The organism is Arthrobacter sp. KKT183, from assembly GCF_055657625.1.
The window spans coordinates 3,410,444-3,437,279 of sequence record NZ_CM145770.1 but is presented as its reverse complement, the minus strand read 5'-3'; the positions used below and the strand labels follow the sequence as shown (position 1 = coordinate 3,437,279).

Here is a 26,836-nt window from a genome sequence, read left to right as displayed (position 1 = left end):
TGGGCGTGCCGGTAACCGCACAGCAGGGGCGGCGGCTACCGGCACTGAGGGCCCGCTCTGATAGCCCTCGTCGCACCGACAGGGGCGGTGCGCAGTCCAGCGTACCGATGGATTCTGGGCAGGGGCTGAAGGGAACCGCCTGAGGAAGCTTCGGGCGACATTGGAGCTGGAACGAAAAGAAAGGTTTTTGTCTATCACCGGATGACCAGCCAGCCGCCGCGGACGTAGAGGAACGTAGCCTCTGTCTCGGGCGTTGGATAGGCTGTGAGCTCTCGCAACGGACACCCCGCTGTGAGAGGAGTGTCCGCAATTACAGGTCGAGCGCCGTCCGGGGATCGGTTAGCGCAGCTTGAAGTTATTCGAACCGCCCTGGTTCGTACCGTTCTGGAGATACGGGACGCCTGTGAAGCGGCAGGCGATGGTCACCGTCCTGATCATGATTTACCGGACGAGGGGTGGACTGTTCAGCAGCAGCTACTGTCTGCGGCAGTGCAGGACCTGAAAGATCTCGACGGGGTTCTCCAGGAACTCAGAACGCACATCGCGTCTTCTCCAACGCGCTAGCATGTTCTGCCATCAACTTCTTGGCCTTCAACAGAGGATTCCCGGCGGAGGTTAGTTCGCGACGTCCTGACAACGCTCCACTGCTCCCGAGATCCGGGTTCAGTTTCCGCTAACGCTGCGGCCTGCCCTCTTCGACGGGACGCGGGGTGGCCCCATTTGGTGTCCGGTGCACCGCGTCGGCTACTTGTTCGCGGAACCCGTCGAAGGATGTGGCCTGGCGTGACTTCCCGTCCAGCAGGAAGAACGTCGAACCTCTCTCTACCCCTGCCTTCTGAGCCTCGGTTCGGTCGGCTTCAACCTGCTGCATCGTTCGGGGGTCTGCCACGTCGGCATCGAACCTTGCCAAGTCCAGTCCAAGATCCCGGGCGATTTCTCGATGTCGCTGGTGGACCGACGTGTTCTCACGGCTTCCGGTAGTAACCGGATCCGAGCGGTTATCTTCCAGAGCGGCAAGGAAGTCCCGGAATCTGCCTTGTTTATCTGCCGCCTCCAGAGCGACCGCTGCCGTCCAGGCGTCCTCCGTTGAGGGCAGGTGCCTGACCGCAAAGGACAGATACTCGCCGAAATCGCGTTCCAGCACGCGCAAATAAGAGTAGATGGACCCGGAATTTGGCCCACCGACGTCAAGGTACTGAATCAACATCGTGCGCTCATCTGGAGCGCGGAACAGCAATCGGCCGCTATCGCTCAACGTCTGCCTCAGGGTTACATGAAGCAGGTCGGGCCCAACGCTGGCTTTCCCTGCTTCCGGATTCCCGGTGACGGTTCGGTACCCCCGGGGCGGCGAGGGCAATGATGTTGACCTGCGGCCGGCAGCGAAGGCGATCCCTCCCAGGAGAACAACCAATGCAACGGGGATGAGGGCCGCCAGCCAGGGATTCATCAATCACTTCGTTTCTGTTTACCGTGCCGAGCCGAGTTACCTGCGGGTAACGGTGGTGTTACCAGGGTGTGGTAGTTACGGAACCGACAGGGAAGGGGAACGGGTATCAATGCCATGAATTTTAGCTGCTTCGCGCAGCGCCCACCTGGCCCGTTTCCGGTCACCTGCAGCATCATAGGCGCAGGAAAGCCGATACCAGCTCCTCCAATCCTGAGGTGTTTTCTCAACGTCTGCCTTGAACCGGGGGAATCGTTCATCGGCTGCAGCAAGGATGATCCTTCCCGCAGGGGAGCGCGGCAGATCATCCACCGGTAGCGACCCCTCGCTCTCCAGAATGCGACCCATCCGCTGTGCCCTGATACCGAACACAATTTCGTGGAAGACGGCCCACACCCCTATTAGGGGCAGGAGTAGGTAAGCGATTCCGAACACTTGTGCCGCGGGGGCTGGGTCGCCGAGGAGAAGGACACTTCGTTGAAAGGAGACAGCGAGCCAGAACAGGCACAGCAGGGTCACCAGCAGTACTCCTGCCTTTGCACGTGTGGCGAATAAGATCACCGCAGTTGCTTTCACTACAAGGCCTCCGACGGCACAGACAACGAAAATGATTAAGGTCTAAGAGAAAGCCGCAATTGCGGCCCCGCCGAGGACACAGCACTCAGTGCGTTCCCTATGGCAGGCCGATATTACCGCAAGCAGCGCCTCGTTGAGGGCCTGGCTGTCGGTCGCGCCAATAATTCTACGTAGACTAACGCTCCAGTGAGCCGGGACTTTGGTTGTCCCGCGTACGCTCGAAACACACCACAAGGAGTCGCCGCGATGTCCAGCCACGACCGGGCACCAGGTCCGGAGGATCACAGCCACGACACCCTCGGTCGGGGCAGCTACCGTGAGGTGTTGCGGGTTGCAGAGATCCTGCGCAAGGAGACCGTTGGCGGGATGCTACTGGTGGCCGCGGCGCTGGTCGCAATCGTCTGGGCGAATTCTCCGTTCGCGGAAAGCTACTTCGCCCTGCGCGACTATGAGGTCGGTTACGAGCCCGGGCACCTTCGGCTTAGCCTCGGCACGTGGGCCGCCGACGGGTTGCTGGCCATATTTTTCTTCCTTGTGGGCCTCGAGCTCAAACGCGAGTTCGTAGCCGGGGACCTGCGTCAATTCAGTAAGGCCATTGTGCCTGTAGCGGCCGCTGCGGGCGGGGTCATCGTCCCAGCCCTGTTGTACACCGCATTCAACGCCTCCAACCCCGAAACCGCCGGCGGCTGGGCCATCCCAACCGCTACAGACATCGCCTTTGCGGTGGCGGTGCTGGCCATCATCGGATCCCACCTGCCCCCTGCCCTGCGGCTGTTCCTCCTGACCCTGGCGGTGGTCGATGACCTGATGGCCATTACGATCATCGCCGTGTTCTACACCGAAGAGGTGGCCTTCACCCCGCTGCTGCTGGCCCTGGTTCCACTGGGTGTCTTTACTTTCCTCGCCCAGCGTTACAGCCGGTTCTTCGGGCTTCATGCCTGGGCTGCCTGGGTGATCCTCCTGCCTCTGGGGCTGGTGGTTTGGGCGTTGGTCCACGAAGCCGGTGTCCACGCCACGGTGGCGGGGGTCCTGCTCGGGTTTGCGGTCCCAGTTAAGCAGGGCCAAGCCAGCGAGGGTCCCGAGGCTGGGCGTGGCCTCGCCGAGGAATTCGAGCACCGTTTCCGCCCAATCTCGGCAGGCTTCGCCGTGCCCGTGTTCGCGTTCTTTTCCGCAGGGGTTGCTGTGGGGGGTTGGGAAGGAATAACAACCGCGATGACCGCACCAGTGACACTCGGCATCGTCGTCGGCCTGGTACTGGGCAAGCCCATCGGGATACTCGGCACCACCTGGCTGACCACCAAGATCACCCGCCGTCACCTGGATCCCTCCTTTCGATGGATAGACCTGGTGGGCGTGGCGCTGCTGGCAGGTATCGGCTTCACCGTTTCGCTGCTGGTCGCCGAGCTGAGCTTCGACCCGGCCAGCAGCGCGGCCGATCAGGCCAAGGTTGCCGTTCTGAGCGCCTCCGTCCTGGCCTCTCTGCTGGCCAGCGTGCTGTTGCGGGTCCGCAACCGCCGTTACCGGGAGATTGAGGAACTCGATTCTGTCGACGCCGACCGTGACGGCGTTCCCGATGTGTACGAGAAAGGTGAGGTCCGGGGGGACGGACGTACCTAGAGGGCGAGAATCACATCTGCAGCATCAAATGGAAGCGTCCGCTGGTCAATCCGGCAGTCCCCGCAATGTAGGATCCCGGTGCCTTCGATCCGGTGCGGGCACTGAACACAGCTGTGTGACGCGATCGCCCCGTCCGGCACTCGTACTCTCAGTATCCGGAGAACTCGTCACGATAGGTGCACTGGAATCAATGCCCGTCACTTCCAGTGCGCTCTGGATTGGTAAACGAGCAGGTGCTGAGGTGAGAGGTCCGGCCCGCAAGTCCTTGGTCGAAAGTGATTTACTACTCGAAGGGCTGCTAACGGCAGCCCCACCCGAGGCGGAGCGGAACAGCACGGATGGTACGAGCACACCCCTCGTGGTTGGAAGGGGAGGACCGCCTGCGACTGCTGGGCAGGGCGCGTAACTTCATCGACGGCATCGTCAATAGTTCACCGGCACGGGTGGTCTTACTCGTCTTCTTCGTGGTCGTGCTGATCTTCACTGCACTACTCAGCTTGCCTTTCGCCACGCGTTCAGGGCAGTCAGCGCCTCTCCACGACGCTCTGTTCACAGCCGTTTCCGCGGTGTGTGTCGTCGGGCTGACCGTTGTGTCCACTGCCGACTACTGGTCTTTCTTCGGCCAGCTGATTATTCTTATCGGCATTTTTGTGGGAGGTCTGGGTACCCTGACCCTTGCCTCCCTCCTGGCTCTGGTGGTGAGCAAGCGGCTGGGCGTCCGGGGCAAGCTCCTCGCCCAGTCCGCCCTCAACAACGCGAGCCGCCTCGGTGAGGTGGGCACCCTGCTGCGCATTGTCATCACCACTTCCGTGGCGGTGGAACTGGTGCTGGCCCTGGCCCTGATCCCTCGGTTCATGATTCTCGGCGAGCCCTTCTGGCTCGCGGTTTGGCACGGTGTTTTCTACTCGATTTCGGCCTTCAACAACGCCGGATTCACCCCGCACTCCGACGGCCTCGTCCCCTATGAAACCGATTTGTGGATCCTCGTACCGCTGATGGTCGGAGTGTTCGTCGGCAGCCTCGGCTTTCCGGTCATCCTCATCCTCGTTCAATACCGCCACCACGTCCGGAAGTGGAGCCTGCACACCAAGCTCACCATCAACGTCTCGCTCATCCTGCTCTTCGCCGGGATGGTGCTGTGGGGGTTGATGGAGTGGTCTAATTCCGAAACCATCGGAGGCTTGAGCGCAAGCGACAAGATCATTAACGCGCTCTTCGCCTCGGTCATGACCCGCTCCGGCGGATTCAACCTGGTTGACCAGGCTCAGATGGAACCGACCACGATGCTCCTGACCGATGCCCTCATGTTCGCCGGCGGCGGCTCGGCGTCGACAGCTGGCGGTATCAAGGTCACAACCATCGCCGTGATGTTCCTGGCCATCCTCGCCGAAGCCCGCGGTGATTCCGACGTCAGCGTCTACGGCAGGAAAATCCCGCAAGGCGCCATGCGGGTGGCTATCTCCGTCATTTTCACGGGTGCGACCATTGTCCTCGTCGGGACCGGCCTCATTCTCTGGATCTCCGGGGAGGAACTCAGCCGTGTGCTCTTCGAAGTGATCTCCGCGTTCGCAACCTGCGGCCTGAGCACCAACCTCAGCGCCGAACTCCCACCCGAAGGTAAGTACGTACTGTCGGCCCTGATGTTCGCCGGCCGCCTCGGAACAATTACCGTTGCTTCCGCGCTGGCACTGCGTCAGCGCGGTACGCTCTACCACTACCCGGAAGAAAGGCCGATCATCGGCTGAGAGACCAGCCACAACGCGCCCCGGCTGATAGAACTTGAACGTTTCGGTTCCGCGATCGCCCCCTGCTTCACAAGCTGAGCCGCGCAGAAGCGGTCCGGAACGCTGACCCACGCGGTTCAGGCCGACGCGACTAACACTGATGCCCTTCCGCCGGCTAGGCGCACAAGGTTCACAGCCGCCTTCGTCGGAGTCACACATCCCCATCAGACGCGTCCTCACCACCGCCCACCTGGTGGATCCCAATATGGGGGGGCATCATGCTGGTGCACGGACTCGGTGGCTTCTATTGAGTCCTATAACAGTCCCAGCGGGTCGACGAGGGAACCGTTGAGTTGGGTTTCGAAGTGCAGGTGGCAGCCGCTTGAGTTGCCGGAGGTGCCTACGTAGGCGATGAGCTGCCCGGCTTTGACCTGCTGGCCGGGGGAGACCGCAAAACTTTCCAGGTGGTAGTAGTTGGTGACCAGGGCGTTTCCCTGAACGACCCCGTGGTTCAACACCACGCGCACTCCTGCACCGCTGAGGACACCGGAATCGGCAAACCAGACCTCGCCTGCGGCGGGTGCGTAGATCGGAGTCCCGCAGCCGACACCATAATCGATTCCTGTATGCGCATAACCTCCGGTGCCACTCCAGTCGATGGTCCCAGCCGGTGTGGGGCGGTAACCAAATGTTGAGGTGATTGGGCCGTTGAGGGGCGGATTCAACCCGAATGTCGACGGGCTCCCGACGGCAGGTGGTGCCGGCGGCGGGACGGGTACCGGAACTGGAGCAGGACGGTTCGCGGCGGCGGCCTCTGCGGCCCGCCGCTCGTTTTCGATCCGTGCGCGTTCTTCGGCTTCTGCCTTCAGCCGTGCTTGCTCACGCTTGCGGGCCTCCTCCAGCAGCCTGCGCTGCCGCTCAGCGATGTCCGCGACCACCTGTCGCTGCTCCGCTTCGATCTTGGCCAACCGGGTTTCGATGACCGGTTTCTGCGCCTGGAGTTCTTCAGACAGGGCGGTGGTCTCAGCAATCAGGCCATCGACCTTCGCCTTCTCGACCTCAGCCTCATCGCGCGCCCTCTGTTCAGCGGCAAGGGCCTCTTCGGCCTGGTACTTGAGATCACGGATTTCCTCCTCAACCGATATGAGCCGCTCCTCCGAGTTCACGTTGATGGCGTTCTGTTGGGACAGCTGCTCGATGGCGGCGTTTTGACTGCGCAGCGCCTGATGCACCATGTCCATGGAGTAGGTGAGACTTTCGGGGCTTTCAGCACCGAGCAACAATGAAATACCGGAAGGTATACCACCGCTTTTATAAGCCTGACTGGCGATCTGGCCGATCACCACACGGTTCGCCGCCATCTCCTCCCGGTCCCGCTCAAGCTGCTCGGTGAGAGTGTTCTTTGTGTCCTGCGCAAGGTCCACCCGCTGAGCCAGTACGGCCACTTCATTGGCGGCGACCGCAACTCGGCCCTGCGCATCAACCAGAGACTGCTGCGCTGCCGGAAGCTCATCCTGGTAGACCCGCAGCTGAGCCACCGTTTCGATGATGTCGGCATCCAGAAAGTCCATCGATTGCTGCACTTCGGCGATCTGGCTTTCAAGGGCGTTCTTGCGCTCGTCCAGCTCGTCGGCGAAAACCGGTCCACTGCTACCCAGGACCAGTGCCATGACTAGCACCATCGAAGTACCTGTAACGGTCCTGGCCCCAACTGAGATCCTGCCCGCTGACAGCAGCCGGGAAACAACATCCACAGGTTCTCCATTCGTTGCTAATTACCTAACCCGGAAGCCAGGGAACATCGAAGAAGAGAAACCGGCGAAGTTCTTCGTGCTCCTGGTCAAGGTCGGGCAGTGTATCGGTTCTGTCCAGAACCGTCGCGGCGGGCGCCCACCGCGTGGAACTTTTGATCACTGCAGCAAGTTGACACAGTAACCCACTCACCCTGCGTTGCTATGAGACCCATGGATAACCATAATCGGACCTTTGCGGCCTACCCTGGACGCCGATGCCGACGCCGTCCGCGTGTCCCGTGCAGGGCCCACGAGAGGTTCGGAACTCATCAACATGTGTGACCCGCTGTGGCTGCGGCAAAGCATTAACCGGGCACATCAGCCCGAACGGACTCAGATCACCCTAAGGGGGCAGGGACGACGATGACGACCACGCTGCTGCCGGCACCATCTAGACCTGTGCAGCGTCCGGCTCAGCAGCCCCGCACTCCACACGATCAACGGCACTTCGTGCTTTCGCTCGTCTCGATGGCAGCGGTGATTCTCGCATCGCTGAGCCTCAACGGCGTGATTCAGGGCTGGCTCTGGTTGCCCTCCGTCGCTCTAACGGTCGGAAGTGTGTTCACCGGCATGGCCGTCGCGCGAAGACTGCACTTCCCTGACCCGCTGATCTTTGTGACCGGCCTGCTCGTCCTGATCGGCACCCTGAATTGGCAATACTTTTCCGCCCAGAGCATCCTGGGCGCGATTCCCGGACCGGAGTTCCCTGAACGCCTGACATTTCTGCTCAAGGATGCAGAAGACACCGTGGTCTCCCAGCTGGCCCCAGTGCTACCCGGTGTGGGAATTCTCCTCATCATCAGTGCCACAACGGGGCTGATGGCGGTATTGATGGATACTTTGGCCATCACACTCAGGATGCCGGCTGTCAGCGGAATCGTTCTCTTGGTGATCCTCATACCTCCAGCGATCATCAAACCCGACGGCGTGGGTATACCCGCGTTCGTCGCTGCTGCGACCGGCTACCTGCTCCTTCTCGCCGCTGGGCAATGGCGGGAGAAGCCCAGAAAGACGGCCAGCACCGGCAGGACCTCCGACGGGTTCTTCACTCGCGCAGTTTCCATAGGCGCGGTAGCACTCACCACCGCCCTTGTCCTGCCCTTGATGATCCCGGGATTCAATTCAGGCGCGTTTCCACAGGGGTCCCGCCTGAATCCCTGGGGCACTGCAACCGGATTGAACCCGAGCGTGACACTGGGCAATGACCTGCGCAATCCGACCAGTTTCGGGCGCATCACCTATGCCACCAACGCGGACGAGCCGCTGTATCTACGGTCGTCAACTTTGGAAGATTTCTCCGGCCAACGGTGGGAGCCGGACCAGCGGCTAGATTCCCGACGCACGGGAATCAGGGCAATGGGGGGAAATAATCGCACTGGCAGCCCCATAGTGACCACGATTACCACAGGAAGCTTCACCAGCCCATGGCTGCTGGCGCCGTACGCGCCGACAAGCATCACGAATGTGGAAGGTATGTGGACGTGGGACCCGCAGAACCTCACCATCCTAGCCTCTGACGGCGGATCAACAGCGCAGCAAACGTATCAGGTGCGAAGTTCAACCCCTGAACTCACGAGGGAACTTCTTGCAGGCATAGGACCCGTTCCGGACGGCGAAGTTTCCCCGGACTTTATGACACTGCCCGACGACATTCCAGCTGCCGTTGAGACAACGGCGCGTGCCCTGACGGCTGAAACGGTCAACCCTTTCTACAAGGCCATGGCGATCCAGAATTATCTGAGGGGGGAGGAGTTCACGTACTCCCTGGAAGCCCCGGTGGAGGGCGGTTATGACGGCAACAGTATGGGCGTGATCGAGCGTTTCCTGGACGTCAAGGCCGGGTATTGCGTGCAGTTTGCTGGCACCATGGCCGTGATGGCGAGACTGGTCGGGATCCCAAGCCGGGTCGCGGTCGGCTATGTCCCGGGCACTCCCACTGGGAACACAATTCGCGGGCCGCATGGGGAGGAGCTCACGGAGTTCGCCGTCGATTCACGGGACGCTCACGCATGGCCCGAACTCTACTTCAGGGACGTCGGCTGGGTGAAGTTCGAACCCACCCCAGGCCGGGGTGTGGTCCCTGACTATGCGCAAACCCAACCGCTCCCATCTGAGGTTCTCGTCGAGGATAACCTCACACCGCAGGATGTGCCGCTGCCTGGCGCTCAACCTCCGTCCACACCCGACGCCGCACCGATCCCATCCGATGCTCAGACTGACCGCTCCCGTTTAGGGCAAATGGGGGTTCTGATGGCCGGAACGCTACTGCTGCTCGCCCTGATTTCGATTACACCGTTCCTCAGACGTGAAGCACGGTCCTCCCGCCGCCGTCGGCTGCTCACCTCCGGTACCCATAATCCGGCCAGGATGGCCTGGGCTGAAACAGCCGAAATAGCAAGTGACTATGGGTATCCAGTGGTTCCAGCGGATACCCCCCGTACATTCGCTGAGCGCCTCAGATTCAAGGCCGCACTGGAGGGGCAGGCCGCGGTTTCACTGTCGAGGCTGCAGCATGCTTACGAGATCGAGGAATTTGCTCAAACAACCGGATCTCCGCGCCAAGCTGCCGGAACCCTCCACACTTGGGAGGACGTGCAGACAGTCATCGGTGCGCTGCGTAGTGCCGCTAAACCCACCACACGGCTCAAGGCGCAACTCCTGCCCTACTCCCTGCGTCACCCGTTCCAGTCAGACCAGTCAGATAGAACTTTCGGTTACAGAAGGCGGACTGAGTCCAAGGAAGCACTCGCAGGGCGGCCGACCCGGGCCCAGGAGAGGGGGCTGAGATAGCATTGCGAGCAAGCTGTGTAACGTCAATTCACGCTACTGGTGCTGGGTTGCTGGAACGGCGTGCGAAGCCTGATGTCCGCAAAGTATTTGAGGGTGAGAACCGAACATGTTGTTAGGAGTCAGGCACAAGAGGGAAATCCTGTTGCGTCATCTACTGGCCGGGGGAATTTCCACACTACTTGTGTACCTGGGCTGGCAGGTGCACTCGGGGTGGGACCCGGAGATGCGCTTGTGGAAATCATTTGGTGTAGCCGGTGCCTTCCTCATCTGGTTCGTTGCGCTCATCGGTCCGGCCACAAGGTTATGGGCGCCGCTGGTGCGGATCATTTCTTGGCGCCGAGAGTCCGGCATCTGGTTCGCGGTGGTGACGCTCGTACACTTCTATCTCGTCTGGGATGGCTGGGCGCGCTGGGACGTCCGGGAACTGCTGGGGTATCAGTACGTGGCGGAGCTCGATGCGTATCTGCGTTTCGAGCCGGGATTCGGTTTGGCGAATCTCATGGGCCTCATGGCCCTCTTTTTCGCTCTCATTCTCGCGGCAACCTCCTTCGACGGAGCAGTTAGCTTCCTCGGCCCTTCGTCGTGGAAGTGGTTGCACAGCTTCACCTACGTAATCTTCTACGTGGTGGCGCTGCACTCGCTGTACTTCGCGTTTATGCACTACACACCGGCCCCGCACCGGGTCCTCATGGGCCTACCGACCGAGTATCCGGAGAATGTTCTGCGGTTCGTCTATCTCGGCATGCTGCTGTCAGTCTTCATGGCACAGATCGCCGCTTTCGTAAAGACGGTTCACCAGCGACGAAGTATGGTCCGGTAGACCTAGTGCGAGGGCGCGGAGTGTTTACGACGACCTTGCTCGGACGAAGGAAAGTAGCGGAAGGGACCCTGGAGCTCGCACTCGAACGGCCGGAGAAATTCGCGTTTCACGCCGGTCAATACCTTCAGCTCCGGCTGCCCAAGCTCCTCTATCGTGACCGGAAAGGCGCGTCACGGGTACTTTCCATCGCCTCCTCCCCTACGGACAAGGAGAGGATCATCGTTGCCTATCGTGACACCGGCAGCGGGTTCAAACAGACACTTCGCGAGTCACAGATCGGCTCTGAAGTCATGATCGAAGGGCCGCACGGCTTTCATCTTTTGCCTCGGCAACCGGCCAGACGGGTCGTCCTTGTCGCCGGCGGAATCGGCATCACCCCGTTCATGAGCATGCTGCGGCTTAACGCCGAGCGCGACGAGGAGGCCCGTCCCCAGATCACTCTCCTGTACGTCAACCGGAGTCAGGGGAGTGCGGCTTACCTGGAGGAGCTCAGGCACATCGAAAAGAAGGATGCTCGCCTGACCGTGAGAACGAAGTTCGGCATCATGGATGACGAGTTCCTCTTCAAGAGCGTAAAGAACAAGGACCAGTGTCTCTGGTACATCGCCGGCCCGCCTTCCATGGTCGGATCTGTCCAGAGCGCACTAGAAATCATGGGCGTTGACTCCGGCCGCATATATTGTGAAGAGTTTCCTGGTTACTGACGGCGGCGCGAGTGTCGGCGGGTTCTCCCACCATTCGGTTGCGGCTGTGTAGCGTCGGCACGGCGCCGCCTGATGAGACTCACTCATCTGTCTCGTTCGCAGCGCGAAGGAGCTAGATCAGGCCAGCGGAACTTTCATGGGGATGGGGGCGTTCGGTTTTAGGGGTCGGTGTCCTTGGCGGAGGGTGATGATCCCGGGGTTCTACCCTCAGGGTTGTCCCCGCAGTCCACGCCGCCAGCATCTTTTGAAGCCCCGATCATGAAGACGAGCCCATCAGTGGATCTTTACATTCCCTCCCCAACCGTCAGTGCGCTGCAGGTGGGACCTCTGTCGATTGCTTTCTATGCAGTCTGCATCCTTGCGGGCATTGTGGTGGCCACCTGGCTCACGGACCGGCGCCTCGTTGCGCGGGGAGGTGAACCGGGGCAAACACTGGACGTCATTGTGTGGGCGGTGCCGTTTGGAATAGTGGGTGGGCGGCTCTACCACGTGATTACAGATAACCAGCTGTACTTCGCCCCTGGGATGAATCCGTGGAACGCGCTCCGGATCTGGGACGGCGGATTGGGGATCTGGGGAGCAATAGCCCTCGGGGCGGTAGGTGCTTACATCGGGTGCCGCCGTCACAAAGTGAACTTCGCGGCTTTCGCTGACTCCGCTGCACCGGGAATACTCATCGCGCAGGGGCTGGGCCGCTGGGGAAACTGGTTCAACAACGAACTCTACGGTGGCCCGACAGACCTGCCGTGGAAACTTCAAGTCCATGAGATGGACCTTTCCGCCGGGCGGGCAGTGCTGGACGCATCTGGAAACCCAGTCGTCCTGGGCTACTTCCACCCCACCTTCCTCTACGAATCGATCTGGTGCCTGATCGGCGCCGCAGTGCTGCTCATGATCGACAGAAGAGTACGTCTGGGTGCCGGCGCGGTCTTCGCCGCGTATGTTGTCATCTACACGGCGGGCAGGTTCTTCTTCGAACTCATGCGCTCTGACTACGCCAACCTCATTCTGGGGCTACGAGTGAATACCTGGGCCTCAGCGATCATGTTCCTGGCCGCTGCAGCGGTGTTTATGCGGTTCCGTTCACGCCCCCCATCTCGAACAGGAACATCAGAACCTACACCGGAGCATGCCGCCGAAACTGAGATACCCCGGATCTGAGGGGCCGGCACGTTCACCGGCGGATAGCTACACACCCCAGTTTTTTGTCTGGTCTCCGGTGATCCTCCTGCTTCTGCTCATTTCCCCTGACCCACTTTGTGACCCCCTCGGGAGGGGGCTGATCGTCATCCCTCCCGTCAACAAGTCGTAAACCCGCTGAAAGAGCAACCATGAACAAACGGAACAGACAAGAAAACCGTGATCGCCGGAGTCGGCTTCAGGCCCTCCAGGCACAGCAGAAGGCGGCGGAACGGCGCAAGAACGTTACGGTGTACGGCACGGTGCTCCTGCTCGCTGCTGCGGTCGCAGCGGCCGTCACGTTCGTCATCGTCGACGAAGTGCGTCAGGACGCCGCGTTGACGGCGGCCGCGGAGGCACCGATCGAAGGAGTTCAGACCTTTGAGGATCTCTCGCGTAATCACACCGAATCACCAGTGGACTACCCGCAGATCCCCGGAGCCGGTGGTGATCACGCACCGGTGTGGATTAACTGCGGCGTCTACACAGAGCCCGTGAACGAGACCCTCGCCGTTCATGCCCTCGAACACGGTGCCGTGTGGATCAGTTACGGCTCAAACCTGGACCCGGAAGCAGTCCAATCGTTGACGGAGCTGGTCGGTGACCGAAGTCATGTGCTGCTCAGCCCACAGGATGGCCAGGAGAACGCGGTGACGGCCACCGCGTGGGGAACCCAACTGACCGTCGAGGACGCCGAAGACCCACGCCTGCAGACATTCCTGACCAAGTACGTGCAGGGCCCTCAAACCCCCGAACCGGGCGCACCCTGCACCGGCGGCGTTGATGCATAGCCGGAGCGATAGTTCTTCCGAGCGAGGCAGAAACTACGCCCGGTCCCACGAGCCAATAGAAGCGGGGGCCCCGATTGTAGCCAGTGAGCCCGCCGAGAATGAGGCCTCAGAAGCGCCGACCGACGCGGACAACCAGGTCGTCGCCGGCACGGGCCAGACGGCGGGCCAGGGAGAGCTCCACGGCGGGGGCACAGAGGACCGTTCCGCCACGGACTCCTCCTCACCGGCTATCCAGCAGATCACCGCAGCGCCCGCTGCCGGATCAACCACAGCAGACCCGTCCTCGCCTGCAACCAACCAGATTGCCGTGACGCCGGCCGACTCGACACCAGCCCGCTCAACCGCGGCCAGCATCACACCAGCAGGTGCGACACAATCCCACTCAACACAATCCCGCTCAAGCCGCGTGAACAACGACGGTGACCCCGCCGCGGACACCTCCAGCCTCTCCATCCGACCCGCGGTAGAGGACGTCAGTCGCCGCGCGAGCCAGCGCGACGAGGCTGCCGCCGCAAAGCCGCTCCTCCCACGCGTCCTGCAGGTGATGGTCGCTGTGTTCTTCCCGGTGATCCTGCTCGCCTCAGCCGTTCGCGCCGTCACCACACCACTGTTCCTCTGGATCGAATACAACCGACCCGGCTTCCCGGCCGACAGCTACGGGTTCAGCACCGAGGACCGGATGACGTACGGCTCATACACAATGGATTACATCCTCAACTGGGCGCCCGCCCGATATCTCGGGGGCCTCGTCGATATCGACGGTGATCAACTCTTCCTCGACAGCGAAGTCGGCCATATGGCTGACGTGAAGGGCGTACTGTCAACGGGCTTCGTCGTCGCGGCCGTCCTCGCACTGCTCGCGATTGCAGCGTGCGTCTACCTCGCACGCCAGTACCCCGGCGGCATTCGCCGGGCACTGTTCGCAGGCGCTGTTGCAACGCTCGTCCTCGCGATAGCACTCGCCGTCGCGGGGATCCTTGCCTGGGAAACGTTTTTCACCCTGGTTCACGCACTCTTCTTCGCCGACGGCACCTGGACCTTCCGTCTCGACGACACCCTCATCCGACTCTTCCCGGGCCAGTTCTGGATCGACGCCGCCGCAACAGTCGGCGCCATCGTCCTGATCGGTTCGGTGCTGACCCTCGTGCTGACCTGGCCAACCAGGGCACGACGGGAAAAGTCCGCCCGCGCCTACGAAGCGCGGCGCGCGAACAGCGGCATCTAACGCACGACGACGGCGGCAGTCAGGCACGACGACGGCCGCGGCAGTCAGGGTACGACGGCGGCGGTAGTCGGGATACGACGGCGGCCTGCCGCCTGCAGGCGGTGGCGCTTTGGTCAGATCCAGCTTGGCATCCACATGCGCAGACGCCACTGGTTGTAGGGGATGGTTTCGGCCGTCCAGATGGGGAGGAAGAACGCGGATACCAACACTGCGAGCACAACGAATCCCCCCACGAGCACAATACCGCTCCGGCGCCGCCACGGTGGGTCGCTTGCGCGGCCCAGAATCAGCCCCAGCACGTAGACCAGTGCAAGGATGAGGTACGGCTCGAACACGATCGCGTAGAAGAAGAACATGGTGCGGTCGGGGAACAGGAACCACGGCAGGTAGCCGGCTGCCACACCCGCGAGGATGGTACCGGCCCGCCAGTCGCGCCGGCCGATCCAGAACAACAGCACCACAAGCAGCGACAGCGCGGCGGCCCACCAGATCAGCGGGTTGCCCACCACACTGACCGCCTGCGAGCACGAGTCGGCGCCGCACGTCAGACCCTCCGACTGGTAATGGAAGGACGTCGGCCTGCCCATCACGAGCCAGGACCACGCCGTCGCTTCATACGGGTGCTCGGAGGTGAGCCCCTCATGGAACGCGTATGCACTGCGGTGGTACTCGGCCAGCGAACGCAGGGGAGCGGGCACCCAGTCCCATATCGGGTCGGGGTTCGTGGCGGCCCACTGCCTGTTGTACGCGTCGGATGACAAAAACCAGCCCGCCCACGACGCAACGTAGGTCAGCAGCGCCATCGGCACAACAGACACGAAAGCCTGCAGACCGTCACGTACGACGGCGCCGTGCACCCAGCGCCGAACGCCCACCGTGCGCCGCGCTGCCATATCCCAGAGCACGGTCATCAGCCCGAACACCGCAATGTAGGGCAGCGCGGACCACTTGGTGCCCAGCGCCAGCCCGAGCGCCACACCCGCCGCAATCCGCCACGGGCGAAGCCCCAGCCACGGTCCGTACAGCAGCTGCTGGGGCGTCGGCTGCCCGCGCTCCCGAGCGTAACCGGCCATCAAAGCGGCCAACCGCCGTCGTGCCCAGTTCCGGTCCAGCACCAGCAGCGCAAAGGCAACCAATACCCAGAACATCAGGAAGACGTCCAGCAGCGACGTCCGGGAGTGCACCAGATGATGGCCATCGACCGCCAGAAGCAACCCGGCAATACCGCCGAGCACAACCGACCCGAACAACCGCTGCGCCACCAGAGCCAGGATGAGAATGGACAACGTACCGACCACCGCCGCCGTGAACCGCCAACCAAACGGATTCGACGGCCCGAACAGCAGCATCCCGAACGCAATCATCCACTTCCCGACCGGCGGATGAACCACATAATCAGGGCTCTCCAGGATCACCCCGGGATTTCCAGCGTTGAAGGACTCATCCGCGTTCTCAGGCCACTCACGCTCATAACCCGACTGCAGATACGAGTAGGCGTCCTTAACATAATACGTCTCGTCAAAAACCAGGGAGACAGGCTCATCCAACCGGACGAACCGCAGCACCCCCCCAACCACCGCCACCAGTACCGGCAACAGCCAGCCCCAGACCCCGAACGGGAGCTGCTCACCCAGTAGCCTCCGACGTAGAACCACCTCGGAAAAAGCCGTTCGCGCCGAAACGACCCACCGCAGCCCGGACTCCTCGCGGAGGGCGGCAGGTATGGTGGTTCGGCTCACCGGATCATCGTACCCAGCGGGCCCTGACAGTTCCTGGACAGGCTTAACTGGTGGCCGAACACAACGACGGCGGCGGCCAAGCATTCCCGACAATTCACGGCTCTGGTCGCTTAATCTCTCGTGGGGAACGGTAGCCTTCAGGTTCGCGGCATCCAAGTAAAGCAAGCCAGCGTAGGGAAGTGTTGTCTACAAGTAATCGGTTGCGCTAATCCTTAGCGGGTCATACCAGCTTCGGCCCGCTCCAGGTTTCGACCTAAGCGCCACTCGAAGCCGTCTGACTCAATGACCAATTTGCAGACAACGTGGCGTGATGCGCCTATAGCATCTGCTGTTCCCACGATGGGCATATGTGCGCCAAGAAGCCCTTCCAGAGCTTCTTGTTGTGCCTCGCTGTTCCTGACTGCGCGGCACCGGCGATGCTCCATGAGCGGCCACTGCTGAAGCAAAGACAACTCCGAACTAGGGTGGGGGAGACTGCTCCCACTGCTTGTGAGCGACACAGCGCTAAACAATCACGCCGGCCTCCGCGTGATGGTCGCATCATGGATTCATGAGCGAGTGGAAGTCTTACCGACGCCAACCCGCTGTTGTTGCAGCGGCAGTGGCGTTTCTTTCCTGCGCCCTCTTCTGGGTTATCGGAATGGTCGGCGGGTTGGCCTTCCTTCAACGTCCCACGGATCCGATGTCCGCGCTGCTCGGGCTCTACGCCATGCTTATAGCAGTGGCCGTGTCCATCATCGTGGCCGGTGGTGCGGCTGCCTACATCGCGCGGACCATGCCCCGACGGGTCAAAAGGTAGGAGCCGATCAGATCCCCTGACCTTCCCGGACGCGCCAAAAGACTGCCCTGCCCCCTGCAAGGCTGGCCCTGCTGATCGCGATCGGCATCGGACTGCATAACCTTGTGAGGGGCTGGCCATCGGCTCCGCCTACGCCGTCGGATCGCTCGCCCTCGGCGCATCCCTCATCATCGGTTTCGCCCTCCACAACACCACCGAAGGCCTGGCCATCGTCACACCCCTAGCCTAGGAAAGGCCAGGACTTGGTCGCCTGGCAATACTAGGCCTCACTGCCGGGGTGCCGGCCGTGCTCGGAACCCTGATTGGCGCACCGTTTACCCGCCCACCCTGGCCGCTTGCCTCGACGGCATCGGTGCCGTCGGCCAAGCGGCCATTAAACTCCTTCCTATGCTCAAAGCAGCACCGGCCGAATCCTCACACCACTAACCGTCACCGGAATCATCCTCGGCACCGCCGTGATGTTCGCAACCGGGCTGCTCGTGACGGCGTGATTGCCTTCAGTCGGGGCACTGTCCCCGCTATGTAAGGTGGTCCTCAAAGACAACATAAGTGGCGCATGTAAGCACCCTCGATATAGCAGTCAATGTCAGCAAATCAGGCATTAGCGCCAGCCGCGGGCTCGCCGTCAAGAAGGGCCGCCCTGCTCGGCGGAGCGTGCGCGCTTGGCTGGCTCGCCGCCGTCCTTGCCAGTCCCCACGTGGATTTCGGCTCTCAGGTGCACCGATTCGGCCTGGCTGTACATATCGTTGCCCTCGTTCTGTCCTTCGGCGCGATTCTGGTCCTCGATTGGCTTGGTTTCCTTGGCTTGTGGGGCGCAGAAGAGCCCACGAACTGGGACGGCTCGAGACCTCCTCGAAGCCACTGATCTGGGTGTGCTCGTCCTGCTTCTGCTATCGGGGGCCCTTATCCACCCCGACCTGGGAAACCTCGTCACGGCCATCAAGCTTGGAGCCGTTCTGCTGCTAATGCTCAACGGTCTCGCTATAGCACCGCTCATGCAACAGCTGCTGGCGCAGCCACCGCCAACCAGCTTCAAGCAATAGCTCGGCGGCTACAGCTTCGACTGTTCATCGCCCGGAGTATTTCCCAATCATGCTGGTGAACGGCCATTCTTATCGGGCTCATCAACAGCACGCTTAGACGCTGGGCCGGAACATAGCAGAAGGGCGCCCTGTGAGCCGCCCAGTGGGCTAAGTAATACGTGGAGGGCTGGGCCTAGGCCGTAGGAGTCGGGAAAGTCTCCAACCCAGCAGGATGCTGGGCTGGAAGGTTTCTCCGTGGTCGCGGAGCGGTGGGCTACTGTTGAGCGTAGGTGAGGCAGTCGGCATTATCCGCGCCGGGTCCGACGTGAACTTCGGGTGCGCTGCACATCAAATGATCGTTGTGGACGCATTCGGAGCGCTGGCATGCCCCCACGCCGGCCAGGACCTTGGGCAGGCCACCGTGTGTGCCGGTGTCGATGAAGGTGGAGCAGGAGGCATGGTCTTGGGAGCCGCCGATATCAAAAAGACCCAGTTGTATGACCTAATGTCCGTCGAGAGAGGGTGCCACCGTCGTAACATCGCGGTGTCATCATGATGTAGCCCGAGCGATCACCACAGCTGACGGTCGGTGCCCTTGGCCGACTGGAAACAAGAGAAGGCGCTATCCGCCCCCCGCACCCGGTCCGCGCGTTCAACGTCAGCCCTGACCTGGATTATAGGTACGTATGGGCCGTTATCGGCGGCCTCATAGTCCTCGGCACGCATGATGCAGTGAAGGCAGCCGTCCCACTTCGGCTCGTAAACACAGCCGCCCGGCAGCGCGTCCGGTGCAGGGATCTTATGCCCCGCCCTGGCCAAAGCCAACGCAAACCGGGGGGCCGGCCTTGAGCGGTGCGCTCTTCATCGACCCATTAATGCGCCGGAACTAGGCTGTGCACGCCCACCGCTAACTCGACGTGAGACTCCCAGCGTCGGTGACGTGGTGGGTGTGTGCAGGCGGTCACGCTGGTCCCTGCTGTCCACGTGTGTGCGGGACAAGCAGCGAAGCGAAGGGAGCTTGTGCCGTGCACAGGTGGGGAGAAGGCGCTACACCCATATCCGTGGTCTGTGCACTCATCTCCAGGCACGATGGAAGGAGCCTGCTGCAGTTTCCTAAGCGGCATCACCACATGGAGCCCTGCCCTGCAGTTGGACGGACTGAGTTAGAAGATGTAGGTGATGCCGTTCCAGCCGGAACCGATCTTCACTCGTGGTTTCCAGCCGCCGGTTCCGTTGCCCGGATATAGGTAGAGGGCACCGGCCTTGTCGCGGGCCATGACGTCGACCTTCCCGTCGCCGTTGAAGTCGCCTGCGGCGCTGATGCTGGTGAAATTCTGCCAGCCCGAGCCGATTTTCACTCGTGGTTTCCAGCCGCCGGTTCCGTTGCCCGGGTACAGGTACAGCCCGCCGTATGCGTCGCGGGCCATCACGTCGGCCGTCCGGTCGCCGTTGAAATCCCCTGGGCCAAGGATAGTTGTGAAGTTCTGCCAGCCTGAGCCGATCTTCACACGGGGCTTGAAGCCGTTGGCCCCGTTGCCCGGGTACAGGTAGAGGACGCCGGTCTTGTCCCGCGCCATGACGTCGGGTTCGACATCGCCGTTGAAGTCATCAGGGGCGATGAGGGTGAACCCGTTCCAGCCGGTTCCGACTAATGCTCCGGAAGGCCCGTCGGACATCCACAACTTCCCCCAGGCGTCCTGGGCAAGGTAGTCGGGGAGGCCGTCACTGTTGAAATCGCCCGGTCTGATGAGGCCGAGGTAGCCCTCGTGCCCGTTCTGGACCTGGTAGCGGGGCTTCCATCCGCCGGCCCCGTTGCCAGGGTAGACCCACAGAACACCGGCCTTGTCGCGTGCCAAGACGTCGGACTTATCGTCGCCGGTGAAGTCCATGAAAGCCCGGGTGTCGAAGGCAGGTGCTACCGGCTTGGACAAGGCCGTCGTGCTGTAGTAGTAGTGGGTGCGCTGGTATAGAGCCCGCACCGAGATCCTATGTCCGCGGTCATCCTGCGTGACCGTATAGGTCGGGTCGGTACTCCAATTGGTGAGCTTCTGTGCGCCGCGGTACCACTCGTACATGACGGTCTCAGCGGCAGGGGTTGGAGTAGCGGGGATGGCGGTGAGGACCTCACCGGGCAGGGCCGTGCCCGTGATGGTCGGGGCGGTGAGGCCGGTGAACTTGCCCCAAATGTACGGTCGCAGGTTTGATGCGACGCCCCTTACCCGGCCCTTGTAATGAGCAGCGACTGGTGTGACGCCGACGGTGATGGTCTTGCCGATGTACTCGGGGGCAGTAGTGTACGTCGCACCGGTCGCGCCGGGAATCGCTTCGCTCGTCCAGTCGCCCAAGGCAAACCACTGGTACGCGTAGGTCAGGTCAGCTGGCGCGGTACCGGTGACCGGCGGGGCGGAGGCCCGCAGCACGGTGCCGGTGGGAACATTGTTGGATTCGGCTGTGCGGTTCCAGCTGATCGTTGGATCTGATGCCAGTTCCAGATATCCGCGGAACCCGGTGCCGTGTGATTCCGTTCGGCTCCAGGTCAGGTATTCCGGCGCCGACAAGGTAACCGTGCTGGTGAGTTCTGCCCCCAAGTCCTCTTCGGTGACGGTGTACGACTCTGAAACCGCTCCCGGGATTGGAACTCCGTTCCGGGACCACACGTAGGATCGTTCCGGCCCGGTGGCAAGAGCAGGTTGTGGAATCATCTGGATAAGGCTGGCGGATAGGGTTTGACCCAGCACGGGTTCAGCCGCGTAACCCCGTGAGGCGTAGAAGGATCCGCGGACGGGAGGTGTTTCCTCGGACACGTACACAACCGGGTCGGCGCCGAACTCCTTCATCGTCATACGAACCGAGATACGACGCCCGAACTGCGACTCCGACACTGTCATCGAAGCGCCGGCGTGGGCGTAGAACTGACCGTCCGCCAGCCATTCGTAGCTGATCCGCTCCCAGCGCCTGCTCCGGTCGATGTCCGCGACGAAATTCAGGGTCCGTCCGACCACGGCCTCGCCCTCGAACCTCATCGGCGGCGATGCGGCGGTGTCGCTGGCCGCCGGAGGGTCCGCGGTCGTGGCGACAGCTGGAGCGGCCGACGAAAAGAAAACGAGCGTCGTTAAAACGGCGCAGAAGGCAGCAATTACCCGCCTCGAGCGTCCGGGCAGGATAGAAGAATTATTCACTGTGTGCGTGTCCCCTGATCAGCGTGGGACCGATCCGCAGTCGCACGTTCTACCGCAGAAGATATAGCACCGATCAGCAAATCACCAGTGCGCCCGCCTAGTTCTCACCGGAGCCAGGTGTGTCCGGGTGACATATCACCCCGTTATCGGCGTTTAAGGATGTCGAGTTGCATCCGATGCGAGAACACGACACCGCCTGAGATCGCGTATGGTTTCCGGCGATTATCAGCCTTGAAGGAGCCGGGCGGGCGGCGATGTCACGAGCTTCATGGATGAAAGAGAAGCGCTTTGACCTGCGCGTTTGCATTTGATCATTCATCTAATGAATGATTTGGGCATCTGGTAATCGGTGGTGAAGGAGCCATGTGTCGAGTCGGGGATCTGTTTCTGGTTTCGTTCCGGCGCTCTTGCGGGCCGATGATTCGGTGCTTCTTCGGCCGGAGGAGCAGGTCTTCACCGCAATGGTTGATGGGTGGCGGGATCAACAGCTGGCGCGTGGTCTGAACCAGTCCACTATCGCACCGCGGATCCGTATGGTTACGCGGTTCCAGGCGTTCACCAACGACTATCCGTGGGCTTGGACCGCACCGGATGTCGAGGAATTCACCTCCGAGCTGCGTACCCGCGATCATCAGATTGCGATGAGCACCTTGCGCGCGTATCAATCGGCGATCCGGCTGTTCTGCGACTATATCTGCGATCCGCGCTACCAATGGGTGCCCACCTGCGAACGGCTGTTTGCGTCCCATCCGGTGCAGATCTGCTTTGACTGGAACACTGCCGTGCATACGTCGGATTACGAAGGCAGACCGCAGCGCCGCGCTCTGACCAAGTCTGAGCTGCAGGAGCTGTTCGACCATATGGATGATGAAGTCGTGCGGCTGCGCAAGGCGGGCAGCAAAGGATGGCTGCCGGCGCTTCGGGACGCGGCGGCTTTCAAGACCGCCTACGCCTACGGGCTCAGACGCCGGGAGCTGGCCATGCTGGACCTGGAGGATTTCGGCCCCAATCCACACGCGCCCGAGTTCGGCGGCCACGGCGTTGTCTACGTTCGGTGGGGCAAAGCCACAAAGGGCGGCACTCCGCGGCGCCGCTCGGTCCTGACGGTGTTTCCGTGGTCGGTGGGGGTTCTGGATGAATGGGTCAATACGTACCGTGCGCTCTTTGATACGGGACCTCGCAGCTCAGCGTTATGGCCCAGTGAGCGCGGCGCCCGGGTAACCACAGAGTCGCTTGGCCGGAGGTTCACTCGCTACCGGGATGCTGTGGGGCTGCCTGAGGAGATCGGATTGCACTGCCTGCGCCATTCCTATGTCACCCATCTGATCGAGGACGGATTCGACCCGTTGTTCGTGCAGCAGCAGGTTGGGCACTCCCATGCCTCGACCACCGCGATATACACATCTGTTTCCTCGGATTTCAAGACACGCACCCTGCGTAAGGTGCTGGATGCCGGGATAGCGGAAGCACTGAACAAGCGAGGATCACAATGACCAGACGACGCATCGGTTATAAATGGCACCTGCGCCAGCTGATGGCCGCCCACAACATGTGGAAGACCCCGGATCTGGCGCCACTCCTGAAAGAGCGGGGCATCAGCCTTTCGCCGGCCCAGATCTATCGCCTCGTGGCCGAGGAACCCGAACGGTTGTCCCTGCGGACACTGGCCGCGCTGTGTGACATCTTCGACTGCACACCCAATGACCTGATCGAACCCTATGTCGAGGCGGCCCCCCGCAAGGAAGCCACCGGGAACGCGAAGGTGGTTGAGCTCAATGCCCAGCTCCGTCCACGCCGTGCCAGGATCATCGACGATGAGCAGTGAGCCGACCCCGTAAAGCCCCGCAACCGGATACTTACCCTCCATGCGCCCGATGCCGTCTCGCCTATGAACCTGCCGCGAACTGGCCTGATGGAACAATCTGCGGCTACTGCTACATGGCGGCCAAACGAACCCGGGGAACATGCGAGCAGTGCGGGCATGAAGGCGTCCTGCCGGGGGTCAGTCCGACCGGGCCGCTGTGCCGGTCCTGCGCCGGTATTACCCTGAACGTGGACTGCCGGCGCTGCGGCGCCGAAGGTGAACTCTATTCCGGCGGACGGTGCTGGGCGTGCGCTCTGGAGGATCAAGTCCGCCAAACACTTGCCGGTTCGGACGGTTCAATTCCCACCAAACTTGTCCCCTTGGCCGAGGCCCTTATTAGCATGCGCCGACCAAATAGCGGGATGATCTGGATCAGGCAGAAGCATGTTTCAACGTTGCTGCAATCCCTTGCCGCCGGTCGCATCGACCTTACCCATGAAGCGCTGGATTCGCTTCCGTACTCACGCACACCCGAGTACATCCGCGGTCTCCTGGTCGAACACGAGATACTGCCTCCCCGGGACATCTATCTGGCAAAGTTCCGCACCTGGTCAGCGGCGAAACTTACGACAGTAACCGACCCGGCTCACCGGTCGGTCGCCGAGCGATTCATCCGCTGGCACCAGCTCAAACGTCTCCGCAAAGAAGCAGCTACGAAAGGTTCGGTCAGCCGCGCCCTGTTCCTCAGTGTCAAACAGAGCACCACGGTGGCCGTGAAGTTCCTCAATGGCCTGACCGCGCAGGGCAGGACCCTTGCCGACGTCGATCAGAGAATCGTTGACCGCTGGTATGCTTCCGGCCCGTCCACTAACGCCCTGGCGGAAGTGTTTCTCTATTGGGCGATGACCCACAAACACATCAGAAAAGTGGACCTACCCCGCCGAAAAGCGGCCAGCACTGAGGTATTCGGTCACGGGGAAAGAATCACTGCTATCCGGACGATTCTGACTGAAGACAAGCTTTCACCTGCGGTGAGAATCGCCGCAGGGCTCGTGCTTCTTTACGGACAGCCGCTGAACCGGATTGCGAGTCTAACCACTGACCGGATACGGATCTCCAGCGCGGGCGTGGAGCTCTGCTTCACCTCCGAATGGCTGCCAGTCACCGAGCCGTTCGCATCGCTGCTGCGGACGTGGACAGCCAACCGAACCAACCTGCAAACCGCAGCCCACAACGCCAACAGCCGGTGGCTCTTCCCTAGTCCTGCCCCTGGCCAGCATCTTCCCGCAGCCCTCATTTCGGAGAGACTTAAGGAAAGTGGAATCCCAGCCCAGCTCGGTCGCACGGCGGCGTGGCGACACATGGTAAGAGAAGCACCACCAAGCGTCCTCGCGGAACTACTCGGGTTAAGCTCCGCCACAGCCATGCGTCACGCAGAACTGGCCGGATCCAACTTTGCCCGTTACGCCGCACTCCAACGCAATCACTGATGTGTCTGCCTGGGCGAGGCCGATGGACACACGCTGTGGCACCCTGACAGGCGAGCATCATGGTTGCTCACGGATGTCGAATGAAGCTCCCAAAGGGAGGTTTCCTACTTGCTATGAGCACTCACCCCGAGATCTTCGCTGCTTTTCGAGCCGCAGTTTCAATTCTTGCCCGATGAGTTGTCCACTCGACATCTTCGCCTGCAACTCCATCGAGGGTTTCACGGATAATATCTGCGTGGCCCAGATGTTGTGAGGTCTCGGTGAGCATATGTACCAGCACGGCGAAGAGGGTGACGTCCGAGTGCCACCACGAAACATGTCCGATCGCGTCGATGGGTAAGGACTCAATGGTGGTATCGGCGTGCCGACATGCGCGCTGGTAAGCGGTCATAATTTCATCGCGGGTTTCGTTTTCTGTAGCCCACATGAAGTCACGATTGCGGAACTGTCCATCGAGGGAGGGAACGGGCTGTTCCGGATACGGGCGGCCGAACGCGTGACCGAAATAGGCTGCCTCGTAAAGTGACAGGTGTTTGATCAAGCCTAAGAGATTCGTGCCGGTGGGAGTCATGGGCCGGCGCACGTCATACTCGTTTAGCCCATTGAGTTTTTCTACGAACTGTTCACGGGCATTTTGGTGGCGCTCATGAAGGTGTGCTTTTGCAGATTCGTCGATCATGGACCGAAGCCTACGGCGACTATAGGGCTAGAGATGCGCCTCAGTCCCGGTCGACAGGCAATATTGGCAGCCACGCGTCGCCGGGAGTGATCAGTCACAGCAGTACAACCCATTCGGCGTAGAAGATGCCCAGTCCTAAGGCGACGAACAGACCGGCGATGATCCAGAAGCGGGCCACCACGGTTACCTGTTCCCAGCCCTTGAGCTCGAAGTGATGGTGCAGCGGGGTCATGCGGAAGACTCTTTTGCCCCCCGAAAGTTTGAAGTAGCTCACCTGGATGATGACGGACAAGGTAATCATGACAAACAGTCCCGCCAGGACGATCAGCAGAAGTTGAGTGCGGGACAGGATAGCGAATCCGGCGATTGCGCCTCCAAGGGCTAGGGACCCGGTGTCTCCCATGATGATCTTTGCGGGCGACGTGTTCCACCAGAGAAATCCGACCAATGAGCCGCACAGCGCGGCTGCGATCAGGGACAGGTCCAATGGGTCTCGTACCTCGTAGCAGATGTTCGCGGGCACACCCGGGTTGCTGCACCGCTGGTTGTACTGCCAGAAACCCATCAGCATGTATGCGCCGAACACAAAGATTGACGCGCCGGTGGCAAGACCGTCCAGCTCGTCGGTGACGTTCACACCGTTGGAGGTCGCGGTGAGAATCAGGTTCGACCAGAGGATGAACAAGATGGCGCCGATCAGGGACCCTGCGAAGGCCAGGTCCACGGACGTGTCGCGGACAAAAGAGATTGCGGTGGAGGCTGGAGTACGTCCGTCCGCGTCGGGGAAGTTGAGTGCGAGGACCGCGAATGTCACCCCGACAACCGTCTGACCGACGATCTTCGCGCGGGCAGTGAGTCCAAGACTGCGCTGTCTCGAAATTTTGATGTAATCGTCGAAAAAGCCAACGATGCCCATCCCTACGGTAACCAATAGCAGCAACAGGCCTGAAGCGGTTGGTCCATCGGAGGCGCCGGCCAACATCATGATGCTGTGCGTTGCAAAGTAGGCGATGATCACCGATCCGATGATCCACGCGCCGCCCATCGTGGGTGTTCCACGCTTGGTGTGGTGAGAGGTTGGGCCATCGTCGCGGATGAACTGCCCGTATTCCTTCCGGACCAGAAAGCGAGCGAGCACCGGCGTGCCAAATAAAGCCAGTATCAACGCCACAGCCGCAGCGATCAGCAGCGCGATCATAGAAGGTGCCCCCAAGTTCCCCGGACCGGGTCCGTTTAGTTCCGTCTGTGACTCAGGTGCATTGTCAGGCACCGACGACGACTCATTCGACGCCGATCCTATCGGGTCGTTTCTGCAGCAAGCCCCCCACGCGCCGGCACGGCAGAAGCAATTGCCCATAACTATCGGCCAAAGCAAGAAGCTGGAGCTGCTCCAGAAAGGGGCCGAGGCGAACCTTCTCGCCTCCCGTGCCGTTCGTTCCTAGAACTCGACATCATTGAACA

20 protein-coding genes and 1 pseudogene are annotated in these 26,836 nt (G+C 61.4%); 13 read left to right on the top strand and 8 right to left on the bottom strand.

What is annotated here, in order from left to right; translation table 11 throughout:
- Positions 1-673 precede the first annotated feature (673 nt).
- Together ACZ2GY_RS16215 and ACZ2GY_RS16210 are read right to left on the bottom strand one after the other, a co-directional pair.
- Complete coding sequence (locus ACZ2GY_RS16215; RefSeq protein WP_471672489.1) at positions 674-1,447, bottom strand: DsbA family protein; 774 nt, start codon at positions 1,445-1,447, stop codon at positions 674-676.
- Between the two features lie 75 nt (positions 1,448-1,522).
- Complete coding sequence (locus ACZ2GY_RS16210) at positions 1,523-2,005, bottom strand: hypothetical protein (protein WP_471672488.1); 483 nt, start codon at positions 2,003-2,005, stop codon at positions 1,523-1,525.
- A 261-nt stretch (positions 2,006-2,266) separates the two neighbouring features.
- On the opposite strand from ACZ2GY_RS16210, the gene nhaA reads away from it, so the two are divergent.
- Together nhaA and ACZ2GY_RS16200 are read left to right on the top strand one after the other, a co-directional pair.
- The gene (nhaA, locus tag ACZ2GY_RS16205; RefSeq protein WP_471672487.1) at positions 2,267-3,637 is read left to right on the top strand and encodes a Na+/H+ antiporter NhaA; all 1,371 of its coding nucleotides are present in this window, start codon (positions 2,267-2,269) and stop codon (positions 3,635-3,637) included.
- 338 nt (positions 3,638-3,975) lie between these two features.
- Entirely contained in the window at positions 3,976-5,382 is a 1,407-nt protein-coding gene (locus ACZ2GY_RS16200) for a TrkH family potassium uptake protein (protein ID WP_471672486.1), read from the top strand.
- 293 nt (positions 5,383-5,675) lie between these two features.
- Here the strand turns inward: ACZ2GY_RS16200 and ACZ2GY_RS16195 are convergent, their stop codons facing one another.
- Complete coding sequence (locus ACZ2GY_RS16195) at positions 5,676-7,031, bottom strand: peptidoglycan DD-metalloendopeptidase family protein (RefSeq protein WP_471672485.1); 1,356 nt, start codon at positions 7,029-7,031, stop codon at positions 5,676-5,678.
- Positions 7,032-7,604: 573 nt separating this feature from the next.
- Between ACZ2GY_RS16195 and ACZ2GY_RS16190 the strand changes: the two genes are divergently transcribed.
- From ACZ2GY_RS16190 to ACZ2GY_RS16165, 6 genes are all read left to right on the top strand, one after another.
- Positions 7,605-9,944, top strand: coding sequence for a transglutaminase TgpA family protein (locus ACZ2GY_RS16190; RefSeq protein WP_471672484.1), 2,340 nt, complete (start codon positions 7,605-7,607; stop codon positions 9,942-9,944).
- 106 nt (positions 9,945-10,050) lie between these two features.
- The gene (locus ACZ2GY_RS16185) at positions 10,051-10,764 is read left to right on the top strand and encodes a hypothetical protein (RefSeq protein WP_471672483.1); all 714 of its coding nucleotides are present in this window, start codon (positions 10,051-10,053) and stop codon (positions 10,762-10,764) included.
- A 20-nt stretch (positions 10,765-10,784) separates the two neighbouring features.
- Positions 10,785-11,468 (top strand): FAD-dependent oxidoreductase, encoded by a 684-nt coding sequence (locus ACZ2GY_RS16180; RefSeq protein ID WP_471672482.1) that lies wholly within the window; start codon positions 10,785-10,787, stop codon positions 11,466-11,468.
- Between the two features lie 258 nt (positions 11,469-11,726).
- Positions 11,727-12,629: a prolipoprotein diacylglyceryl transferase gene (lgt, locus tag ACZ2GY_RS16175; RefSeq protein ID WP_471672481.1), complete on the top strand. Its 903-nt coding sequence runs from the start codon at positions 11,727-11,729 to the stop codon at positions 12,627-12,629.
- 170 nt (positions 12,630-12,799) lie between these two features.
- Positions 12,800-13,438, top strand: a complete 639-nt coding sequence (locus tag ACZ2GY_RS16170; protein ID WP_471672480.1) for a DUF3105 domain-containing protein — start codon at positions 12,800-12,802, stop codon at positions 13,436-13,438.
- Complete coding sequence (locus ACZ2GY_RS16165; protein ID WP_471672479.1) at positions 13,431-14,663, top strand: DUF1461 domain-containing protein; 1,233 nt, start codon at positions 13,431-13,433, stop codon at positions 14,661-14,663. Before ACZ2GY_RS16170 ends, ACZ2GY_RS16165 begins: the two co-directional genes overlap by 8 nt.
- Before the next feature lie 113 nt (positions 14,664-14,776).
- On the opposite strand, the gene ACZ2GY_RS16160 is transcribed toward ACZ2GY_RS16165, so the two are convergent.
- Complete coding sequence (locus ACZ2GY_RS16160) at positions 14,777-16,486, bottom strand: dolichyl-phosphate-mannose--protein mannosyltransferase (protein ID WP_471672478.1); 1,710 nt, start codon at positions 16,484-16,486, stop codon at positions 14,777-14,779.
- A 466-nt stretch (positions 16,487-16,952) separates the two neighbouring features.
- On the opposite strand from ACZ2GY_RS16160, the gene ACZ2GY_RS16155 reads away from it, so the two are divergent.
- On the top strand, positions 16,953-17,201 hold the full coding sequence (locus tag ACZ2GY_RS16155; RefSeq protein WP_471672477.1) for a hypothetical protein: 249 nt from the start codon (positions 16,953-16,955) through the stop codon (positions 17,199-17,201).
- Between the two features lie 583 nt (positions 17,202-17,784).
- Positions 17,785-18,066, top strand: a complete 282-nt coding sequence (locus ACZ2GY_RS16150; protein WP_471672476.1) for a hypothetical protein — start codon at positions 17,785-17,787, stop codon at positions 18,064-18,066.
- Positions 18,067-18,497: 431 nt separating this feature from the next.
- Here the strand turns inward: ACZ2GY_RS16150 and ACZ2GY_RS16145 are convergent.
- Positions 18,498-18,701, bottom strand: a pseudogene (locus ACZ2GY_RS16145) (DUF1540 domain-containing protein); the annotation flags it as partial.
- Positions 18,702-19,386: 685 nt separating this feature from the next.
- The gene (locus tag ACZ2GY_RS16140; RefSeq protein WP_471672475.1) at positions 19,387-21,402 is read right to left on the bottom strand and encodes an FG-GAP-like repeat-containing protein; all 2,016 of its coding nucleotides are present in this window, start codon (positions 21,400-21,402) and stop codon (positions 19,387-19,389) included.
- A 365-nt stretch (positions 21,403-21,767) separates the two neighbouring features.
- On the opposite strand from ACZ2GY_RS16140, the gene ACZ2GY_RS16135 reads away from it, so the two are divergent.
- From ACZ2GY_RS16135 to ACZ2GY_RS16125, 3 genes are all read left to right on the top strand, one after another.
- The gene (locus ACZ2GY_RS16135; protein WP_471672474.1) at positions 21,768-22,895 is read left to right on the top strand and encodes a tyrosine-type recombinase/integrase; all 1,128 of its coding nucleotides are present in this window, start codon (positions 21,768-21,770) and stop codon (positions 22,893-22,895) included.
- The gene (locus tag ACZ2GY_RS16130; RefSeq protein WP_471672473.1) at positions 22,892-23,227 is read left to right on the top strand and encodes a helix-turn-helix domain-containing protein; all 336 of its coding nucleotides are present in this window, start codon (positions 22,892-22,894) and stop codon (positions 23,225-23,227) included. Before ACZ2GY_RS16135 ends, ACZ2GY_RS16130 begins: the two co-directional genes overlap by 4 nt.
- A 401-nt stretch (positions 23,228-23,628) precedes the next feature.
- A complete protein-coding gene (locus ACZ2GY_RS16125) occupies positions 23,629-24,696 on the top strand; it encodes a hypothetical protein (RefSeq protein ID WP_471672472.1) in 1,068 nt (355 codons plus the stop codon).
- Positions 24,697-24,817: 121 nt separating this feature from the next.
- Here the strand turns inward: ACZ2GY_RS16125 and ACZ2GY_RS16120 are convergent, their stop codons facing one another.
- Together ACZ2GY_RS16120 and mraY are read right to left on the bottom strand one after the other, a co-directional pair.
- Positions 24,818-25,375, bottom strand: coding sequence for a DinB family protein (locus ACZ2GY_RS16120; protein WP_400586495.1), 558 nt, complete (start codon positions 25,373-25,375; stop codon positions 24,818-24,820).
- A gap of 94 nt (positions 25,376-25,469) precedes the next feature.
- Positions 25,470-26,573, bottom strand: coding sequence for a phospho-N-acetylmuramoyl-pentapeptide-transferase (gene mraY, locus ACZ2GY_RS16115; protein ID WP_471672471.1), 1,104 nt, complete (start codon positions 26,571-26,573; stop codon positions 25,470-25,472).
- Positions 26,574-26,836 lie beyond the last annotated feature (263 nt).

Excerpts from the sequence above, each read along its gene's own strand:
- ACZ2GY_RS16215 (WP_471672489.1), bottom strand. The coding sequence starts at position 1,447 with ATGAATCCCTGGCTGGCGGCCCTCATCCCCGTTGCATTGGTTGTTCTC.
- nhaA (WP_471672487.1), top strand. The coding sequence starts at position 2,267 with ATGTCCAGCCACGACCGGGCACCAGGTCCGGAGGATCACAGCCACGAC.
- ACZ2GY_RS16200 (WP_471672486.1), top strand. The coding sequence starts at position 3,976 with ATGGTACGAGCACACCCCTCGTGGTTGGAAGGGGAGGACCGCCTGCGA.
- ACZ2GY_RS16195 (WP_471672485.1), bottom strand. The coding sequence starts at position 7,031 with ATGGCACTGGTCCTGGGTAGCAGTGGACCGGTTTTCGCCGACGAGCTG.
- ACZ2GY_RS16185 (WP_471672483.1), top strand. The coding sequence starts at position 10,051 with ATGTTGTTAGGAGTCAGGCACAAGAGGGAAATCCTGTTGCGTCATCTA.
- lgt (WP_471672481.1), top strand. The coding sequence starts at position 11,727 with ATGAAGACGAGCCCATCAGTGGATCTTTACATTCCCTCCCCAACCGTC.
- ACZ2GY_RS16170 (WP_471672480.1), top strand. The coding sequence starts at position 12,800 with ATGAACAAACGGAACAGACAAGAAAACCGTGATCGCCGGAGTCGGCTT.
- ACZ2GY_RS16165 (WP_471672479.1), top strand. The coding sequence starts at position 13,431 with ATGCATAGCCGGAGCGATAGTTCTTCCGAGCGAGGCAGAAACTACGCC.
- ACZ2GY_RS16160 (WP_471672478.1), bottom strand. The coding sequence starts at position 16,486 with ATGCTTGGCCGCCGCCGTCGTTGTGTTCGGCCACCAGTTAAGCCTGTC.
- ACZ2GY_RS16155 (WP_471672477.1), top strand. The coding sequence starts at position 16,953 with ATGAGCGAGTGGAAGTCTTACCGACGCCAACCCGCTGTTGTTGCAGCG.
- ACZ2GY_RS16150 (WP_471672476.1), top strand. The coding sequence starts at position 17,785 with ATGTCAGCAAATCAGGCATTAGCGCCAGCCGCGGGCTCGCCGTCAAGA.
- ACZ2GY_RS16130 (WP_471672473.1), top strand. The coding sequence starts at position 22,892 with ATGACCAGACGACGCATCGGTTATAAATGGCACCTGCGCCAGCTGATG.
- ACZ2GY_RS16125 (WP_471672472.1), top strand. The coding sequence starts at position 23,629 with ATGATCTGGATCAGGCAGAAGCATGTTTCAACGTTGCTGCAATCCCTT.
- ACZ2GY_RS16120 (WP_400586495.1), bottom strand. The coding sequence starts at position 25,375 with ATGATCGACGAATCTGCAAAAGCACACCTTCATGAGCGCCACCAAAAT.
- mraY (WP_471672471.1), bottom strand. The coding sequence starts at position 26,573 with ATGATCGCGCTGCTGATCGCTGCGGCTGTGGCGTTGATACTGGCTTTA.